The sequence below is a fragment of the Actinokineospora sp. UV203 genome (genome assembly GCF_056323665.1).
This window is the reverse complement of the sequence record NZ_CM150484.1, coordinates 5,913,165-5,931,364: the sequence shown is the minus strand read 5'-3', so window position 1 is coordinate 5,931,364 and position 18,200 is coordinate 5,913,165. Positions and strand designations below refer to the sequence as shown.

20 protein-coding genes are annotated in these 18,200 nt (G+C 70.5%); 6 read left to right on the top strand and 14 right to left on the bottom strand.

The annotated features are described in order from the left end of the window. Positions 1–88: 88 nt before the first annotated feature. The 11 genes from ACUZ2Y_RS28480 to rimP all read right to left on the bottom strand — a co-directional run bounded on the left by ACUZ2Y_RS28480 (position 89) and on the right by rimP (position 11,104). Positions 89–1,003, bottom strand: a complete 915-nt coding sequence (locus tag ACUZ2Y_RS28480; RefSeq protein WP_476324650.1) for a carbohydrate ABC transporter permease — start codon at positions 1,001–1,003, stop codon at positions 89–91. Continuing rightward, a complete protein-coding gene (locus tag ACUZ2Y_RS28475) occupies positions 1,000–2,406 on the bottom strand; it encodes an ABC transporter substrate-binding protein (protein WP_476324648.1) in 1,407 nt (468 codons plus the stop codon). The genes ACUZ2Y_RS28480 and ACUZ2Y_RS28475 overlap by 4 nt, the downstream gene beginning before the upstream one ends. A 369-nt stretch (positions 2,407–2,775) precedes the next feature. Next, positions 2,776–3,240 (bottom strand): hypothetical protein, encoded by a 465-nt coding sequence (locus ACUZ2Y_RS28470; RefSeq protein ID WP_476324646.1) that lies wholly within the window; start codon positions 3,238–3,240, stop codon positions 2,776–2,778. A gap of 23 nt (positions 3,241–3,263) precedes the next feature. Next, on the bottom strand, positions 3,264–4,232 hold the full coding sequence (locus ACUZ2Y_RS28465) for a DHH family phosphoesterase (protein ID WP_476332116.1): 969 nt from the start codon (positions 4,230–4,232) through the stop codon (positions 3,264–3,266). A gap of 49 nt (positions 4,233–4,281) precedes the next feature. Continuing rightward, positions 4,282–5,142 carry an alpha/beta hydrolase gene (locus ACUZ2Y_RS28460; protein ID WP_476324642.1) on the bottom strand — a complete coding sequence of 287 codons (861 nt, stop codon included), beginning with the start codon at positions 5,140–5,142 and terminating at the stop codon, positions 4,282–4,284. After that, a complete protein-coding gene (gene rbfA, locus ACUZ2Y_RS28455; RefSeq protein ID WP_476324640.1) occupies positions 5,139–5,594 on the bottom strand; it encodes a 30S ribosome-binding factor RbfA in 456 nt (151 codons plus the stop codon). Before rbfA ends, ACUZ2Y_RS28460 begins: the two co-directional genes overlap by 4 nt. A 75-nt stretch (positions 5,595–5,669) precedes the next feature. Continuing rightward, the gene (locus ACUZ2Y_RS28450) at positions 5,670–5,966 is read right to left on the bottom strand and encodes a DUF503 domain-containing protein (protein WP_476324638.1); all 297 of its coding nucleotides are present in this window, start codon (positions 5,964–5,966) and stop codon (positions 5,670–5,672) included. Positions 5,967–6,028: 62 nt separating this feature from the next. Next, a complete protein-coding gene (gene infB / locus ACUZ2Y_RS28445; RefSeq protein WP_476324636.1) occupies positions 6,029–9,073 on the bottom strand; it encodes a translation initiation factor IF-2 in 3,045 nt (1,014 codons plus the stop codon). An 85-nt stretch (positions 9,074–9,158) separates the two neighbouring features. Beyond that, positions 9,159–9,512, bottom strand: a complete 354-nt coding sequence (locus tag ACUZ2Y_RS28440) for a YlxR family protein (RefSeq protein WP_476324634.1) — start codon at positions 9,510–9,512, stop codon at positions 9,159–9,161. Positions 9,513–9,533: 21 nt separating this feature from the next. Beyond that, complete coding sequence (nusA, locus tag ACUZ2Y_RS28435) at positions 9,534–10,538, bottom strand: transcription termination factor NusA (RefSeq protein ID WP_476324632.1); 1,005 nt, start codon at positions 10,536–10,538, stop codon at positions 9,534–9,536. After that, positions 10,535–11,104, bottom strand: a complete 570-nt coding sequence (gene rimP, locus ACUZ2Y_RS28430; protein WP_476324630.1) for a ribosome maturation factor RimP — start codon at positions 11,102–11,104, stop codon at positions 10,535–10,537. Before rimP ends, nusA begins: the two co-directional genes overlap by 4 nt. Positions 11,105–11,301: 197 nt before the next feature. Here rimP and ACUZ2Y_RS28425 point away from each other — a divergent pair, with 197 nt between their 5' ends. Further along, a complete protein-coding gene (locus tag ACUZ2Y_RS28425; RefSeq protein WP_476324628.1) occupies positions 11,302–11,760 on the top strand; it encodes a hypothetical protein in 459 nt (152 codons plus the stop codon). After that, positions 11,757–12,215: a ferritin-like domain-containing protein gene (locus ACUZ2Y_RS28420; protein WP_476324626.1), complete on the top strand. Its 459-nt coding sequence runs from the start codon at positions 11,757–11,759 to the stop codon at positions 12,213–12,215. The genes ACUZ2Y_RS28425 and ACUZ2Y_RS28420 overlap by 4 nt, the downstream gene beginning before the upstream one ends. A 1-nt stretch (position 12,216) precedes the next feature. Here the strand turns inward: ACUZ2Y_RS28420 and ACUZ2Y_RS28415 are convergent, their stop codons facing one another. Together ACUZ2Y_RS28415 and ACUZ2Y_RS28410 are read right to left on the bottom strand one after the other, a co-directional pair. Beyond that, positions 12,217–12,885: a hypothetical protein gene (locus tag ACUZ2Y_RS28415; RefSeq protein WP_476324624.1), complete on the bottom strand. Its 669-nt coding sequence runs from the start codon at positions 12,883–12,885 to the stop codon at positions 12,217–12,219. Between the two features lie 139 nt (positions 12,886–13,024). After that, positions 13,025–14,032 (bottom strand): aminotransferase class V-fold PLP-dependent enzyme, encoded by a 1,008-nt coding sequence (locus ACUZ2Y_RS28410; protein WP_476324622.1) that lies wholly within the window; start codon positions 14,030–14,032, stop codon positions 13,025–13,027. A 23-nt stretch (positions 14,033–14,055) separates the two neighbouring features. Here ACUZ2Y_RS28410 and ACUZ2Y_RS28405 point away from each other — a divergent pair, with 23 nt between their 5' ends. Continuing rightward, positions 14,056–14,466: a YjbQ family protein gene (locus tag ACUZ2Y_RS28405; protein ID WP_476324620.1), complete on the top strand. Its 411-nt coding sequence runs from the start codon at positions 14,056–14,058 to the stop codon at positions 14,464–14,466. Between the two features lie 120 nt (positions 14,467–14,586). Here the strand turns inward: ACUZ2Y_RS28405 and ACUZ2Y_RS28400 are convergent, their stop codons facing one another. Beyond that, positions 14,587–15,591, bottom strand: a complete 1,005-nt coding sequence (locus ACUZ2Y_RS28400) for a YhgE/Pip domain-containing protein (RefSeq protein ID WP_476324618.1) — start codon at positions 15,589–15,591, stop codon at positions 14,587–14,589. A gap of 102 nt (positions 15,592–15,693) precedes the next feature. Between ACUZ2Y_RS28400 and ACUZ2Y_RS28395 the strand changes: the two genes are divergently transcribed. The 3 genes from ACUZ2Y_RS28395 to ACUZ2Y_RS28385 are packed head-to-tail and all read left to right on the top strand — an operon-like array spanning position 15,694 to position 18,157. After that, positions 15,694–16,398: a DUF8017 domain-containing protein gene (locus ACUZ2Y_RS28395; RefSeq protein WP_476324616.1), complete on the top strand. Its 705-nt coding sequence runs from the start codon at positions 15,694–15,696 to the stop codon at positions 16,396–16,398. Between the two features lie 50 nt (positions 16,399–16,448). Further along, positions 16,449–17,192, top strand: coding sequence for an HAD family hydrolase (locus ACUZ2Y_RS28390; protein WP_476324614.1), 744 nt, complete (start codon positions 16,449–16,451; stop codon positions 17,190–17,192). Next, a complete protein-coding gene (locus ACUZ2Y_RS28385) occupies positions 17,189–18,157 on the top strand; it encodes a DUF8017 domain-containing protein (protein ID WP_476324612.1) in 969 nt (322 codons plus the stop codon). The genes ACUZ2Y_RS28390 and ACUZ2Y_RS28385 overlap by 4 nt, the downstream gene beginning before the upstream one ends. Positions 18,158–18,200: the final 43 nt, after the last annotated feature.

Genomic DNA, 18,200 nt, shown 5'->3' with positions numbered 1-18,200 from the left:
TGCCGGACGCGGCTTGCGGGGAGCGACCCGCGGCGGCACGGTCCTTTTCGGAACGCGTGGAGCGGTGACAGTCACAGTGGCTTGCCTTTCAGAACTGGACACTGTCGCGCCTCATCATCCTGCGCAGCATGACCACGAGCACGGACACCAGCGCGATCATCACGACCGCGGCCGCGCACGCCATGCCGTACTCGGGCGAGCCCGCCGTCCCGAACGAGCGGTCGAAGACGTAGACGCCGAGCGTCCACGATTTGATCGGCGGCGAATAGGTTCCGGGGCCCGCGAGCACGAACACCAGCTCGAAGATCTTGATCGCGCCGATCGTCCACAGCACACCGGCCACCCCGATCACCTCCCACGTCAGCGGAAGCGTGATGTTGCGGAACTTCTGCCACGGCGACGCGCCCGCGATGTCCGCGTCCTCGTAGAGATACGGCGGAATCCGGTCGACCGCGGCCATCAGGATCGTGATGTAGAACCCCGCGCTGGCCCAGATCAGGCAGCCGGTGACGACCCAGGTCACGTTCTCCGGGGCCAGGAACTTCACCGCATCGATCCCGAAGGACTCCAGCACGTAGTTGACGAGCCCCTGCCGGTTCGGCCGAAAGATCAGCACGATCCCGAAGAACATCCCCAGCGCCACCGGCGCGACGATGTTGGGGAAGAACAAGATCGCCCGAACCGTTTTGCCACCGCGCATGTCGCGCAGCACCATCGTGAACAGGAACGCCAGCAGGAACGTCCCGACACCGCCGACCAGGATGTAGAGCAGCGTGTTCAGGAACGAGAAGCGGAACGAGTCCGACCCGAGCAGCTCACCGAAGTTGTCCAACCCGGTGAACCGGGGCGTGTCGCCCGCCCCGGCCCACGAGGTGAAGCCCAGCACGACCGTCGCGATGGTCGGAACCAGCAGGAAAAGCACGTACAGCGACACGGCGGGCAGGAAGAACGGCAGGAACAGCCGCCGTCGACCGGCCTTGTGCGCACCTAGAGCAGCGGTCATGAATTCGTGCTCTTCCAGAACTCAGCCTGCTTCGCCGCGAGGCCGTCGATGAACTGCTTCGCGGTGATCTTGCCCTTGAGCAGGTCGTTGTTGAGCGGGTAGAAAACGTTGTCGACCCACTTGCCCGCGGCCAGGCCGTCGAGCGCGTCCATGAAGATCGCGTGCTCCACGCCCGGGGCCTCCAAGGCGGCCTTGACATCCTTGAGCGAGTCCGGCACGGGGAGGTCGGCGCGCGGGGTCAGGTTGTCGGCGACCGCGGGGATGCCCGAGAGGATGTCCTTGTTGAGCACGTAGGCCATGAACGCCTTGGCCGCCTCCGGGTGCTTCGCCTTGGCCGTCACCGCGAAGCCGATCGGCAGCTGCTCGACGACCTTGTGCGTGGCGCCCTCAGGCTGCGGGAACTGGAACGAGGCGTACTCGATTCCCTTGTCGCCGCCCTGCTTGCTCAGGTACTCGCGGGTCTCGCTCGGGCCCCAGCTGCCGACGAAGAGGTACGCCGCGTCGCCGTCGGCCCAGCGCTGCTGGATCTGCGGGAACTTCGCCGCGTCCCAGCCGTCGATGAAGTAGCCGCCCTTGGCCAGTTTCTCCACCAGCTCGGCGGACTTGAGCAGGCCCGGGTCGGACGTCCACGCCGCACCGGTCTTGTCGAGCGCGGCCTTCTCCAGCCCGCCGGCGCCGAGGTAGCGCACGGCGATCTGGGTGAAGAAATACGCGTTGTAGAAGTTGATGTCGCCGTCCTGGCTGACCGCGGCCATGCCGTCGGACTTGGCCTTGTCGAACAGGGCGAACAGGTCGGCCATCGTGGCGGGCGCCTTGAAGTCCTTGATCTTCGCCTTGTCGTACCACCAGGCGTTGCCCAGCAGCTCGTACGGGATCTCGAAGATCTTGCCGTTCGCGTCCTTGTTCTGCGGGATGTCGTACGACGACGCGGGAAGGACGTCGCGGACCAACTTGTCGCCCTCACCGATCTTGTAGTCGAGCACGTCGTCGACCGGCTGGGTGCCGCCGGGCGCGACGATGGCGGCCTTGACCTGGCTGATGTCCTGGTCGAACAGATCGGGCACGGTGTCGGTGTTCAGCGCGGGCGCGACGTTCTGGGTGAGCAGCTTGCGGCCCAGCCACTGCACGTTGACCTTGACGCCGGTCTTCTCGGTGAAGCACTTGATGGCCTTGCCGAGCACCTTGCCCTGCGGCTCGTCGGCGGTCCACATCGACCAGTAGGTGAACTCCTTGTCGGTGGCGGGTTTCGTCCCCACCTCGGGACACGGCGCGTTCAGGTACTCATCGACGCCGGGCAGCGTCAGCGGCACGGCGCCGCCCCCGCCCGCGTCGGCCCCGCCACCGCAGCCGGTCAAGGCAAGGGAAAACGCGGCGGCGAGAACCAGCCCAGTGGTCGAACGCATGGTCACCATCCAGATCTTCAGTCGGCTCCAAGATGCGAGCAGGGAGCCTGGCACCAGATTGGTATATACCATTTGGGTGGGCCATGTCACCCCCCAGCGGACATGAATTGGCTGGATCTTGGCCGGTCACGGCGGGTCGGAGGCATTCGGAGACCGATGCGGGCTTGGGCGGCCCGTCGAACGAACTCGCCGGTCAGACCGCCCGCGGGCATGGCTCAGCGCCCGACGTTCCGATCGGAAAGTCGAGTGAAGAAATCGCGCGTCAAACTGTGGCGGTCAGGGCACGCCGAAGTGCGAACTCACTGTCCTGAACGTGGAACTCACTGTTCTGAACGGTGAACTCGTTGTCGGGAGCGGGGGACTCGCGGGTCAGCAGTTGGAGACGGAGGAGGGGCCGCGGTAGGCGTCGATGAGCCAGCCCTTGTCGGACTTGAGGGCCTTCATGCCGCCGACGCCGCAGGCGCTCAGCTCCACGACCGTGTCGCTGTCCTTGATGACCGACGTCGGGGTGGTCTTCGCGGCGAACGCGGGGAGGTCGGTGATGCGGCCCGCGGCTTTCGTCACGACGAGGTCGCACGGCGTCTCCTGCCACTCGTCCTCGAAGGCGACCACACCGCCCTCGGTGAACAGCGCGCACGTGCCCGGGCCGTCCACCTTGCTCAGCCGGGTCACGTACTCGGCGAAGAGCTTCTCCGGGGACTGCTGCGGGGCGGTGCCCACGACGCTCGCCTTGGTGGGCGGGGCAGTGGGTGCGGGTGCGGGGTCGCCGGTGCCGCACGCGGTCAGCGCGCAGGCCACGATGAGGACCGATGCCAGTCGGTGAAGTGTCGACACGGAGCGCACGGTACCCGGTCCGGTCAGCCGAGGGCCTTCTTGATCGAAGCCAGAACATCCTCGGCCGTGCCGTGGGCGGTGAACCCGGCCGCGCGCCGGTGTCCGCCGCCGCCCAGGGCCACGGCGACCGCGCGGACGTCGAAGTCGCCGACCGCGCGCAGCGACACCGTCCAGACGCCCGGTTCGAGTTCCTTGGCGACGGCGGCGACCTCGGCTTCGGAACTTGACCGGACCAGGTCGATCACGCCCTCGACGTCGTCCATCGTCACCCCGGCCATGTCCGACAGGCGCACCGCCGTGTGCACCAGACCACGCCCACCGGCCGCCTCCGGGACCAGTTCCGCCCGGCCCAGGACGGTCGCCAGCATCCTCAGCCAGGCGAACGGGTGCTCGTCGAACCTCCTGCTCAGCCCCTCGGTGTCGACACCGGCGTCGACGAGGCGGGCGGCGATGCGGTGGGTGGCGCCGGTGGCGCGGCGGAAGAAGCCGGTGTCGGTGAGGACACCGGCGTACAGACAGGTCGCGATGGCCGGGTCCAGCGGCACTTCGAGCTCGTCGAGCAGGGCGAGCACCAGCACGGCCGTGGCCACGGCGGTGTCGTCGAGGATGTGGTCGGTGCCGAAGCGCGGGGTGCCGACGTGGTGGTCGATCACCAGCACCCGGCCGCCCGCCGAACGGGTCGCCGGGACGCGGTCGATCAGCGGGCCGAGCCTGCGGTCGCTGCCGCAGTCGAGGACGACCAGGGTCGCGGGCGCGGCGGGCACGTCACAGGCCGGCACGAGCAGACCGGCCGAATCCAGCCCGCGCAGCACCTCGGGAACGGTGTCGGGCGAGCCGAAGGAGACTCGGGTGCGCTTGCCCAGCTTCTTCAAGGCCAGTGCGAGGGCCAGCGCGCTGCCCAGCGCGTCGGCGTCCGGGTTCACATGCCCGAGGAGCGTGACGTCGGTGGCGGCGCGCAGCAGGTCTGCGGCGGCGGCGTAGTCGGAACCCATGGCGCCACGGTCGCGCACGGGGGCGGGCGCGTCCACTCCGACATCGTGGTCAGACATTTGACCCCACGAAGCGAAGAACCTCAGGCAGCACCCGGATCCAGTAGTCCACGTCGTGCGCGCCGGGAGCCATGACCGCCTCGGCCGGCTTGAGTGCGCTGATCAGCTGCCGGGCGACCGGGGCGAAGGGGTCGGCGTTTCCGCACCAGACACCGACCTTGGCGGGGGTGAGGTCATCGGTGTGCCGCAGCGGCTCGGTGGCTTCCCACTGGGCGCGGTCGGCGAACACCCCGCGCGTGCGCGCGTCGGACCACGACCCGAACAGCGCCGGGCTGATCGCCGCGGCGGCGACCGGGTGGGTCCTGGCGTAGTTGAGGGCGCCGTACGCACCCATGGAGATCCCCATCACCGCGGCTGGTTCGGGCCGCAGCCCCCGCGCGGCGAGCCAACCGGGGACTTCCTGGTCGAGCATCCGCTGCGGGTCGTCGGCGGGGTCCGCGGCGACCCAGTAGGTGTCGCCGTCGACCGCCACGACGGCGAACGGCGGGACACCGGCGGCCACCGCCGCGGTCAACATCGAGGGGACACCCAAGTCGGCGAACATCCGGGCCGAGGCACCCCGACCGTGCAGGGCGAGACAGACCGGCAGCTCCCCCGCGACGTCGCGCGGGCGCATGACGATCAGGTCGACGTCCTGCCCGCGTGCGGCCGAGGCGAGCCGCTGGGTGACCACCGGCTCGACCGGACGGGTGGTCGACGACGTGGTCGAGGTGGGCGCCACGGCCCCTGTCGGCGCGGCGGCCTGGTCCTGACGAAGCAGCCAGGCGCCGAGTCCGGCGGCGGAGCAGAGCCCCGCCGCCGACGCGGCCAGCACCGTACGCCGGCTCAGCGGCCTACGGTCGGAGTCCGTCACTCGTCGTTTTCATCCTCGTCTTCGCGCGGGGCGCGGTACGGGTCCGGCTCACCGGCGTGTGAGGCACCGGAAGCGATCGCGGCGACCTCGGCGTCGGCCGCGCGGGCGCGGGCGAGCAGGTCGTCGATGTGCTTGGCGTCCTCTGGCACGGTGTCGGCCACGAACGTCAGCGTCGGGGTGAACCGGACGCCGGTGCCCGCGCCGACCATCGTGCGCAACACGCCCTTGGCGCTTTCCAACGCCTGCGCGGCGCCTTGGCGGTCCGGCTCGACGTCGAGCTTGTCGCCGAGCACGGTGTAGTAGACCGTCGCGTCGTGCAGGTCGGCGGTCACTTTGGTGTCGGTGATCGTGACCCGGGCCAGACGCGGGTCTTTGACCTCGTGTTCCAACGCGGAGGCCACGATCTGGGAGATGCGCTTCGCTAGTTTGCGAGCGCGGGGTGCGTCGGCCACGACGCTCCCCCTTTCGGCTTGAACTTCATTCGACTGTGCTGAAAACTGCTGGGCTGATCTCTGCTGATGTCACTGCTATTCGTCGTCCGGTCCCAGCAAACGGCGCCGGGCGGACAGCAGTTCCAACTCCGGACGTCCGGCGACCAAACGCTCGCAGGCGTCGAGGAGATCGCGGACGTGCGACGCTTCGGCGGCGACCGCGGCCACCCCGATCAGCGCCCGGCGGTGCAGGTCCTGGTGGCCCGCCTCGGCGGCGGACACCTCGAACCTACGCCGCAACTCGGCGACGACGGGTTTGACCACGGAACGCTTCTGCTTGAGCGAGTGGACGTCTCCGAGGAGCACGTCCAATTCGAGCGCACCTACGTACAACAGGCATCACCAAGGGGGAGTCAAGCCGGGGCGCCCGCGAACGGGCGCCCCGGCGGCTGACATCAGACGCGCGGCTTCTCGCGCATCTCGTAGGTCTCGATCAGGTCGCCGACCCGCAGGTCGTTGTACGACCCGAGCGTCAGACCACACTCGAAGCCCTCGCGGACCTCGGTCGCGTCGTCCTTGAAGCGACGAAGCGAGCTGATCGGCAGACCCTCGTTGATCACGACACTGTCGCGGATCAGGCGGGCCTTGGCGTTGCGTCGGATCTCGCCGGACATGACCATGCAACCGGCGATGGTGCCGACCTTGGACGACTTGAACACGTCGCGAACCTCCGCGCGGCCCAGCTCGACCTCTTCGTAGATCGGCTTGAGGAGACCCTTGAGGGCCGCCTCGATCTCGTCGATCGCCTGGTAGATCACCGTGTAGTAGCGCACGTCGATGCCCTCGCGGTTCGCGAGTTCGGTCGACTTGCCCTCGGAGCGGACGTTGAACCCGATCACGATCGCGTCGGACGCGGTCGCCAGGTTGATGTCGCCCTCGGTGATGCCACCGACGCCGCGGTGGATGACCCGCAGCTCGACCTCGTCGCCGATATCGATCTTCGTGAGCGCGTCCTCGAGTGCCTCGACGGTACCCGAGTTGTCGCCCTTGATGATCAAGTTGAGCGAGCTGGTCTCCTTCAGCGCCGCGTCGAGGTCTTCCAGGCTGACGCGCTTGCGCCTGGTGGCGTTGAGCGCCGCCCGGTTCCTCGCCGCGCGCCGCTCGGCGATCTGCCGCGCGGTGCGGTCTTCCTCGACCACGAGGAACGTGTCGCCCGCGCCGGGAACCGACGTCAGACCGATCACCTGGACCGGCCGCGACGGCAGGGCCACGGTGACGTCCTCGTTGAACTCGTCGACCATCCGACGCACGCGACCGTAAGCGTCACCGGCGACGATGGAGTCACCCACACGCAGCGAACCGCGCTGGACGAGCACCGTGGCGACCGGACCGCGACCGCGGTCGAGGTGCGCCTCGATGGCAACGCCCTGGGCTTCCATGTCGGGGTTGGCCCGAAGGTCGAGCGCCGCGTCCGCCGTCAACAGGATTGCCTCAAGCAGCCCGTCGATGTTGATCGCCTGCTTCGCCGAGATGTCGACGAACATGGTGTCGCCGCCGTACTCCTCGGCGACCAGTCCGTACTCGGTGAGCTGCTGACGGATCTTCTGCGGGTTCGCGCCTTCCTTGTCGATCTTGTTGATCGCCACCACGACCGGCACGCTGGCGGCCTGGGCGTGGTTGATCGCCTCGACCGTCTGCGGCATGACGCCGTCGTCCGCGGCCACCACGATCACGGCGATGTCGGTCGCCTGGGCACCACGCGCACGCATGGCGGTGAACGCCTCGTGACCCGGGGTGTCGATGAAAGTGATGAGGCGCTCGACGCCCTCGAGCGAGGTCGCGACCTGGTAGGCACCGATGTGCTGGGTGATGCCACCGGCCTCGCCCTCGTGCACGGTCGTCTTACGGATCGTGTCGAGGAGTCGGGTCTTACCGTGGTCGACGTGACCCATGACGGTGACGACCGGCGGGCGAGCCTGCAGGTCTTCCTCGCCGCCGGCGTCGTCGCCGTAGCTGATCTTGAACGAGTCGAGCAGCTCGCGGTCTTCCTCCTCCGGAGAAACGACCTGAACCGTGTAGTTCATCTCGGAGCCGAGCAGCTCCAGGATCTCGTCCGAGACCGACTGGGTCGCGGTGACCATCTCACCGAGGTGGAACAGCACCTGCACCAGCGAGGCCGGGTTGGCGTTGATCTTGTCGGCGAAGTCGGTCAGCGAGGCGCCACGAGCGAGCCGGATCGCCTCGCCATTGCCCTTGGGCAGGCGGACGCCGCCGACGCTGGGCGCCTGCATGTTGTCCATGTACTCCTGGCGCTTCTGCCGCTTCGACTTGCGGCCACGCCGAGAAGGACCACCGGGGCGACCGAAGGCACCCGCGGCGCCGCCGCGACCGCCGCCGCCACCGGGACGACCACCGCCGCCACGGAAACCGCCGCCGCCACCGGCCGGAGCACCGGCACCAGGGCCGCCGCCGCCGGGACCGCCGCGGTAGCCACCGCCACCGCCACCACCGGGACCGCCACCAGGGCCGCCACGGAAGCCGCCGCCACCGGGACCGCCGCCACCGGGACCGCCGCGGAAACCTCCGCCGCCGCCACCGGGACCGCCACCGGGACCGCCACGAGGACCGCCGGGACCGCCACCAGGGCCGCCACGAGGTCCACCGGGACCGCCGCCAGGACCGCCGCGACCGCCACCCGCGGGGCGGGCGGGGCGAGGCGGCATCATGCCCGGGTTGGGCCGAGGCGGCATGTTGCCCGGCGTCGGGCCACCGGCCGGACGCGGACCGCCGGGTGCGCGGTCGCCACGAGGGGCGCCCGCGGGACGGCCTTCACCAGGCCGGGCCGGGCCACGCTCGCCACCGGCGGGCGCGCCGCCGGGGGTCGGGCCTGCCGGGCCGGGACGCCGGTCGCCCGGACGCTGGGCGGGAGTGCCGCCACCGACGCCGAACGGGTTGTTGCCGGGACGCGGCGCGCGCGGACCGGGCTTGGGGGACTGCGTCTTGGGTGGGACAACCGCGCCAGGCTTCTCCGCAGCGGCGGGCCGCTCGGCGGGCTTGGCGGCGGGCTTGGGCTGCTGCTGAGCCGGGGCCGGGGCCGGGGCTTCGACAGCGGCCGCAGGGGCCTGCACCTCGCGCACGGGCTCGGGCTTCGGCGCGGGCTTGGGAGCCGGCTTCGGTCCGGGCATCGCGGGCTTGGGGCCGCTCGGCGCTGCTGCTGCTGGGGTGCTCGCGACCGGAGCCGGGGCCGGAGCGGACTGCTCGGGCTTCGGCGCGGGCGCGGGCGGGCGTGGGGCCGGCTTGGGGCCGGGTCGCGGCGCGGGCTTCGCGTCGCTTCCGCCCTTGCCGGGGTATGCATCCCGCAACCTGCGGGCTACCGGCGCCTCCACGGTGGAGGACGCAGACTTCACGAACTCGCCCAGATCCTTCAACTTGGCGAGTACATCCTTACTGGTGACTCCGAGCTCTTTTGCCAGCTCGTGCACACGGGCCTTACCTGCCACTGCTCTCCTAGTCCGGGAGGTCGGCGGCAGACCCGTCGACCTCGTCCTATCGTCGCGCGTTCATGTCTTCAGCTTCACGGCTGACTCATGACGGGTCGACCTGCTTCCTGTCTTCTTCCACGGTGTGGGGTCGTCCCGCACCACTTCCCGCGAGGCGCTCTATCTCCGCTCGCACCACGTCCACGCCGAGGACCCCCAGGACCTTGAAGGCCCTGGTGAACGCCCGTCGCTTCTCGGCCAAGGCCAGACATCTCAGGTCGGGGTGAATCCATGCGCCCCGACCGGGCATCCGGCGCCGCGGATCGGGGAACAAGTCCCCGTCCACGAGCACTACCCGCAGCAACTTCTTGTCCGCCGCCCGGACGCGGCAACCGACACAAGTCCGTACCGGGCTTGCGCCATCGGGACGTGCGGAGACCGGTTCCTGACGATGAACCACGATCAGTCTATCCCGTCAAGCTCAGTCAGCCGAACCGGATACCGGAGCGGGGGCCGCCGCGTCGCTGCGGATGTCGATGCGCCAGCCGGTCAGCCGGGCCGCGAGTCGGGCGTTCTGCCCCTCCTTGCCGATGGCGAGGGAGAGCTGGAAGTCCGGGACCACGACCCGGGCCGTCTTGGCCCGCTCGTCCACCACTGTGACCGAAACCACTTTGGCGGGTGAGAGCGCGTTGCCGACGAACGTCGCCGGGTCGTCCGACCAGTCGATGATGTCGATCTTCTCGCCGGCCAGCTCGCTCATCACGTTGCGCACCCGCGCGCCCATCGGGCCGATGCACGCGCCCTTGGCGTTGACGCCGGAGACGGACGTGCGGACCGCGATCTTGGACCGGTGTCCCGCTTCGCGCGCGACCGCCGGGATCTCGACGGTGCCGTCGGCGATCTCGGGGACCTCCAGCGCGAACAGCCTGCGGACCAGATTCGGGTGCGTGCGCGAAAGCGTGATCTGCGGGCCGCGGTTGCCGCGGGCGACGCCGACGACGTAGCACTTGATCCGGATGCCGTGCTCGTAGCTCTCGCCGGGGACCTGCTCGACCGCGGGCAGCACGCCCTCGGTGTCGCCGACCTGCACGATCACCATGCCGCGCGAGTTCGCCCGGGTGTCGCGCTGCACGACTCCGGCGACGATCTCGCCCTCCTTGGCGGAGAACTCGCCGAAGGTGCGCTCGTGCTCGGCGTCGCGCAGCCGCTGCAGGATGACCTGCCGGGCGGTGGTCGCGGCGATCCGGCCGAAGCCCTCGGGGGTGTCGTCCCACTCCTCTTCGACCTGGCCGTCGGCGGCGGTCGTGTACGCCAGGACCCGCACCAGGCCGCTGCGCTTGTCGATGTCGATGCGCGCGTGCGGCTGGTGGCCCTCGGTGTGCTTGTACGCGGTCAACAGCGCGGTCTCGATGGCGTCGATCACCGTCTCGAACGGGATGTCCTTGTCGCGCTCGATCGCCCGCAGCGCGGCGATGTCAACGTTCATCGCGCGTCCTCCTCACCATCGGACGCCCGACCTTCGAGCATCGCCAACTCCGCCACCGGCGGTTGCTTGAATTCCACTTCGATCACGGCGTGCGCGATGTCGGTGTACCCGACCCGCCGCAGCTTGCCGTCGACCAGCATCTCCACGCCGCCCCCGGGCTCCTCGTCGGCCGCGCCGACCCGGCCCACGAACTCGGCGCCCTCGACCGGCCGGACCTTGACCAGCCGCAGCTTGGCCCGGCGCCAGTGGCGGGGCCGGGTCAGCGGGCGGTCGAGCCCGGGGGAGGTGACTTCCAGGGTGTACGGGCCGCCGAGGACCTCGTCGTGCTCGTCGAGCACCGCCGAGACGGCTCGGCTGACCGCGGCGACCTCGTCGAGTTCGACCCCGTCGTCGCCGTCGACCACGACTTTGACCAGGCGCCTGCGCCCGGCCTGCGCGACGTCGAGCTGTTCGAGTTCGAAACCGGTCGACGCGACGGCCTCGGCCACGATCGGCTCCAGCGCCGCCGCGGCCGGGTTGGTGGGCGCGGCGTTCGTTCCGCTGTCGCGATGTCGCTGGTTGGCCACGTCGGTGCCGCTCCCCGATTCAGGTAGGTGGTGCGATTGTCTGCCGGTCGGCGATGAGACCCGCCGACCGTGGTCACCTAGCGTATCTCGCCCACGCGGACCGGGCTGCCGCAGGCGATCATCCGGCAGCGTGGCAGGCCCGAACGGGTGGCCTGGCAGGATGACTTACTGTGATCCCTTCGGCGAGACAGACAACGGTGAGTCGCCGCGCGCTGTTCCGGGCCGCCGGTGCCACAGCCGCCACGGTCGCGGTCGGCGGCTGCACGGCTGAGCCGGACAAGCCACGGCCACCCGACCCCCTCGTCGAGCTGGCCGCGCAGGCCCGCGCCGACGCCGAAGCGGCCACCGCGATGGCCGCGCTGGTCGCCCCGGCCGCCGAGATCGCCTCGATCCGCGCGGAGCACGCGACGGTGCTGCAGGCCGAGGTCGACCGCGAGCGGCCGCCGGTGAGCAGCTCGGGCGCGCCCGCCCCGACGTCGGCTTCGCCACAGGCGCCGCCCGCGGACACCGCCACCGCCCGCAGGCAGCTGTTGGACGCCCTGATCGCGGCCGAGGAGAAGGCCGCGGCGGTGGTCCCGGCCGTCCCCCGCTACCGCGCGGGCATGGTCGGCTCGGTCGCCGCGGCGTGCGCGAGCCTGCGGGAGGTTCTGGCATGACCCAGCCACAGCAGCCGACCCTGCCCGACGACACGGTGGCCGCCGTTCAGGCCGCCTTGGGCACCGAGCACGCCGCGATCTGGGTGTACGGCCTGGTCAGCGCGTTCCTCAAGGCGTCGTTCGACGCCCCGATCCGCGACGGCGCCACCGCCCACCGCGCCCGCCGCGATGCGATCGCGCGGCTGCTGGGGCGGTTCGGCAAGACACCGGAGCCCGCGAAGGCCGCGTATCTGACCCCGCAGCCGGTGACCGACGAGGCCTCGGCGCTGGCGGTGCTGGTGACGGCCGAACAGGACGCCACGGTGGCGTGGCGGGCGGCGCTGGAACGGTGTGACGACGCCGACGTGCGCAAGACGGCGTTGGAGGGTCTGACGTCGGCGGCGGTGCGGGCGACGCGGTGGCGCAAGCTGGCCGGGATCGCCCCGCTCAGCCCCGCGCAACCGGGTCTGCCGTAGGTCAGGCGCCCTGGTCGATCTTCTCGCCCAGCCGCAGCGCGTCCTCGCACACGGCGTCGAGGGTCTTCTCGTCCTTGCCGCCGGGCTTGGTGAAGTCGCCTTCGACGATGGTGATGACCGAGCCTTCCACGCGCGACTGGTAACCGCCGCCCTTGGCCAGCGATTCGAGTCCATCGACCTTGATGACCTTCTGCAGGACGAGGTCGCTGACGTTGCCGGTCTTGTTCTCCCTGGTCAACGCCTGCAGTTCGAGCGCCTTCTCCTGGCTCGACAGGTGCAACACCGACACGGTGATCAGGACGTCCCGACCTTCGGCTTTGGTGGTGTAGGCCGCCTGGATGAGTTTCGTGCAGACACCCGGCCCGGCCAGGAAGGTCTTCGTCTTGCCGTAGGCGTGGCCGGGGCAGTCGGTGTCCTCCCTCGGCGTCGACACCTGCGGGTGCACCGCGAAGTCGTAGACGCCTTCGCGGGGAGCCGCCGAGGTCTGCTGCGGCCCGGCACCCCCACCGGCGGGTTCCTCGTTGATGTACCAGTACACAGCGCCCGAGAGGAAGGCCACCGCGACTAAGCCCAGGATCCGCATCGCCCAGGTCATGGCCGGGGCTGGCTCCGGTTCGGGCTGCTCCTCGGTGAACCGGAACGGCTCGTCGCGGCGGGGCGCGTCCGACACGCGCGGAATCCACTCCGTCTCACCGGTGCGGTGCTGCGGAGGCTGTCCTGGACGCTGTGGGGCCGACACGACTGGTCACCGTAAACGGTCTGGGCGCTCCGCGTCAGGGCGACTGGTGAATTGCTTGCGAATGTCCAGTTCAGCGCAGCGCGGCCAGTGCGAGGTCGACATCCTCCTCGGTCGAGTAGAGGTGGAACGCCAGCCGCGTGCGACCCGCGCGGGACGCGCAGCGGATGCCCGCCGCGGTGAGGGTTTCGGCGGACCGGTCGATGGAGACGATCGCGGAGCCCGCCGGTGCCAGGTTCAGGCCTGCCAGGAACTTGTCGGCGAGCCCGACGCAGTGGGCCTGGATCTCGTTCATGTCCAGGCCGGCGAGCCACGGCAGCGCGCTCCCGGCGCCGACCTGGGCGAACCAGTCCGGGGACAGGTCGAAGGCCCGCGCACTCGACGCGAGGCGCAGCGGGAGGCCGTAGACGGTGTCCCACGGGTTCTCCCCCGCGTACCAGTTGGCGCCGACCGGCTTGGTCAGCTCCTCGACGTCGGGCCGGATCGCCAACCAGGCCGACCCGCGCGGGGACAGCAGCCACTTGTAGCTGCCGCCGACCACCCAGTCGGCCCAGCCGAGGTCGAGCGGCAGCCAGCCCGCGGCCTGCGTGACGTCGAGCAGGACGCGGGTGCCCGCGGCGCGCAGACCGGCCAAGTCGACGATCGAGCCGTCGGCCGACTGCACGACGCTGACCGCGACAAGGTCGAACTCGGACGCGCGCTCGGCGATCTGGGCGAGCGGCACCTCCGTGACGGTGATTCCGCGACCCTGCGCGGCGAACGGGAACGTCGCGCTGGTGAACTCACCGGCCGCGACGAGCACCCTGGTCCCGTCCGGCACGCCCGCCGCGACCTGTCCGACCAACTGGGACACGCCCGACGCGATCGCCACCCGGTCGGCCTCGACGCCGACGATCCGCGCCCACGCGGCCCGTGCGGCCGCGACCGGCGCGTCGAACTCGGGGGCGTGGGTGTCCCCGCGCCGCCAGCGGTCGACCACCTCCGCCAAGGCGTCGGCCGCGAAGGCCGGTGGGACACCGATGCTGGCGGTGTTGAGGTACCCGGCGGGGACGTCGAACCGCTCTCCATAAGCCATGCGCACGATTTCGACCTTACTGTGGAACCGTGCACAGTGAGGAAATCGAGATCAACACGGGGGGCGCCGAGGTCGTCGTGGACCTCACCGAGCGGTGCGCCCGCTTCCTGACCGACGCCGACGCCACCGACGGCCTGCTCCACGTCTGGGTCCCGCACGCGACCGCGGGCCTGGCCGTGATCGAGACCGGCGCGGGCAGCGACACCGACCTCCTGCGGGCCCTGGGCGACCTGCTGCCCGCGGACAGCCGCTGGCGGCACCGCCACGGCAGCCCCGGGCACGGCCGCGACCACGTCCTCCCCGCGTTCCTCCCGCCCTACGCGAGCATCCCGGTGATGGCGGGCACCCTCGCCCTGGGCACCTGGCAGTCGATCTGCCTCGTCGACACCAACACCGACAACCCGATCCGCAAAGTCCGCCTCAGCTACCTCCCAGCCTGACCCGCGAGTCCCCCCTCCCAGCAACCGAGTCGCCCCTCCCGGCAAGCGAGTTCACCGTTCCGGCAAGCGAGTTCACCGTTGGACCCGCGAGTCCCCCGTTCCCGACACTGAGTCCAGCGGTCAGACGTGCTCCGGGACCCGTCGCGCCTCCGGCGCCCGCACCGGAGCGGGCTTCCCGGGCAGCACCAGCAACACGAGTCCGGCCACCGCCATCGACCCGAGCACGATCACGCCCAGCCGCACGTCCGGCGCCGACCCCGTGCCCCGCAGCAGGCTCCGCAGTCCCTCGGCGGAGAACCGGAACGGCGTCCACGACCACAGCAGCGCCCGGTACGCCGGGTTCAGCAGCTCCGGCACCTGCCCCGCCACCGCGGGCGCGATCAGGTACAGCGGACCCAGGATCACCGCCGCCCGGATTCCCAGGAACCGCAGCAGGCCACCCTGGATCGACACGAACGCCACCGCGGCGAGCAGCAGGAAGCCGAGCACGTCCCAGGTCAGCGGCAGCGCCGAGTCCCACAGCGCCAGCAGCCCGACCACCGCGGCCACCGTCGTCACGCTCGCCGCCGCCACCAAGGCCAGACGGTGACGCCTGCCGACCCGAAGACCGAACCGCGCCGACGCCACCACGAGTCCGATTCCCGCCACCAGCCCGCCGACCCACAGCAGGGCCGTCGCCGCCAGCGGGGCCGTGCGGCCCGCGACGCTGACCGGGTTGAGGGTGACGGTGGTGACCTGGGCGCCCATCGCCTGGGCGACTCCGGTCAAGACCTGCTGGGCGATCTGGGTGCCCTGCGGGTTGACCGCGCCCGAGAGCACGATCGTCGCGCCCACGCCGTTGGCCGCGGGTGCCAGTTCGAGGACTCCGTAGACGTCCTTGTCGGCCAGCCGCTGCCGCGCGCCGTCCGGTGTGTCCACCCGCCAGGCCACCGCCTCGCCCCCGTGCGAAGCGATCCGGTCGGCCATGGGCCGCAGCGGTCCGGGCGCCGAGATGGCCAGCGGGACGGCCTCGGGACGGGACGTGGCCTGGGCGCCGAAGGTCAGCAGTCCCAGCACGGCCGCGACGAGCGCCCCCACGATCGACAGCGCCAGGACCAGCGCGCCCGTTCGCTTGGGTCCGGACATGTCCACCTCCCGAGTTCATCATGTGTTGAATTTATACGGTACGCCTGGCTGTCGAGTCAGGTCAACACACGTTGAATAACGGCACCCGCTACGGTCTGCGATGTGCGAATCCAGCGTGCGGCCCTCGGCGCGACCTCGCTCGCGGTCCTTGCCGGCGCGATAGTCACCGTGTCCACCCTCGGCTCCGCCGACGAACACCGGACCGAGGTCAGCGAACCGCCCCGCCCCACGGCCACCCGCCAGGCCGCGCCGGTCGTCCCGAACATGCCCGGCTGGCAGGTCGTCACCGACGAGACCGCGGCGCTCACCTACGAGGTCCCGCCCGGCTGGACCCTCGCCGAGGGCACCGAGACGCTGGAGTCCTCCAGCGGGGTCGAACTCGGGCACCTCGCCGACTTCGGCCCCTACCTGTGCCAGGGCGCCGAGTACGGCCGCGCCTTCAGCGGCAGCGGCCTGACCCACGGCGATCCCGGGGACACCGCCACCGAACTCGCCGCGGCCGTGGCCGCCGACCAGTACAGCGACGGCAGCCAGACCGCCCAGGTCACCCTCTCCGCGCCGACCCCGATCACCCGCGGCGGCGTCCGGGGCACGGTCGTGCGGGCCGACAGCGAGGTCACCGCCGAGAGCGCGGACCACTGCGCGAGCACCAAGGGCACGATCGTGGTCGTCGCGCTGAGCACGGCGGCGGGCACGTCGGTTGTCGTCCTCGCCGCCGACGCCGACACCGGGTCGACGCCGAGCGCCCCACTCGTCAGCCCGGACGAGGTGCGGACGATCACCGACAGCGTGCGTCCTTCTGGTTGATCCGTCCCAACGGGCGGAAAGCTGTCGGCGACCCGTGCCACCATGGGTGGGTGACCGCACCCTCCACCCTCGTGCTCTGGGACATCGACCTCACCCTCGTCGACTTCAGCGGCATCGGCCGCCGCTGGTACGGCGAGGCGCTGACCACGGTGCTCGGCGTGGAGATCAGCCATGTCCCGGTGTTCCCGGGTCGCACGGAGCGCTCGATCACCACCGAGATGCTGCTGGCGCACGACGCGGAGCCCACCGAGGACAACATCGCCCGGATGTACGCCGAACTGGTCCGCCTCGCCACCGAGGGCGACCTGGCCACCGTCGGCCGCGCCCTGCCCGGCGCCACGGAGATCCTCGCCGCCCTGGCCGACCGCGACGACGTCGTGCAGTCGCTGGTCACCGGCAACCTGCCCGAGGTGGCCGCGCACAAGCTCATCCCGTTCGGCCTCGACGGGTTCATCGACCTCGAGATCGGCGGCTACGGCACGCTGTCAGAAGACCGCCACGAACTCGTCCTCGCCGCCATCAGCGCGGCGGGCGACAAGCACGCCACGACCTTCACCCCCGATTCGGTGATCGTCATCGGCGACACCCCGCACGACATCGCCGCCGCCCTGCACCACGACGCCATCGGCATCGGCGTGGCCACCGGCAGGCACACCGCCGCCCAGCTGGCCGCCGCGGGGGCGCACGCCGTCCTCGACGACCTGTCCGACACCCCCACCGTGCTGGCCTGCCTGCTCGGATGCGTGGGTTCCGGCACACGGACCAATGGTGGCCGGATACCGTTCCGGGCATGAGCACCCCAGGGGGTCCGTACTGGCAGGAACCGCAGCCGCAGTACCAAGTGGACCCGATCACCGGTCAGCCCGCGCCATTCCAGGGCCAGCCACAGCAACAGCAGCCCTACGGCGGCTACCAGGGTTTCGGCATGTACCAGCCGCCCGAGCCGCCCAAGAGCAACAACGCGCCGTGGATCATCGCGCTGGTCGCGCTCCTGGTCCTCGGCGGCGGCGGTGTCGGCGCCTACTTCCTGCTGAGCGGGGATGACGAGCCGCAGCAGCCGATCGCCGGGCCCACGTCGTCGTCCAGTGCGCCGACCACGACCAAAGGCAAGCCCTCGCCGACGAAGACCACGGTCACGGCGAAGAGGCCGACCACGTCCAAGACCCCGACCGAGGTCGAGGAGATCAAGGTCGACGCGGTCACCCCCGGTTTCCAGGGTGTGCTGTCGTACAAGGAGAACGTCGCCTACGACGTGCCCACCGACTGGAAGATCGAGACGCCCGGCATGGTCGTCGGCTTCGAGGACAACGCGGGCAAGCCGAAGGCGATCATGCACGGCGTGTCGACGTACCGGGAGAACGCCTGCACCAACGTGCGCGGGTCCTACCGAGGCCACGTCGGCCTCGTGTCCGCGGACAACCTCGAACTCGCCTTGGGCGCGAAGAACGGCGTGAAGGTCTTCGCCGATGCCGCTGCGCTGAACAAGGACAACTCGATGGCACCGGTGACCTACACGGAACCGGTCGCCACGAAGGTCGGCCAGGGCAAGATCGAAGCGATGACTGCGAAGGGCACGCTGACGGTCAACCAGCCAGGCGAGTGCTCGTCACCGACGGTCGAGTTCACCTCGGTGGCGTTCAAGATCGGCGGCGGCAAGACCGCGATCTTCATCAGCTACATGGACCAGGGCGTCCCCGACGCGCTTCCGGCGGACACGCTGCAGAAGATCATCGCAAGCCTGCGGATTTACGAGGACTAAGCGGGTTCGTGAGCGCGCCTTAGGCGGCGTAAGCAGCGAGTGG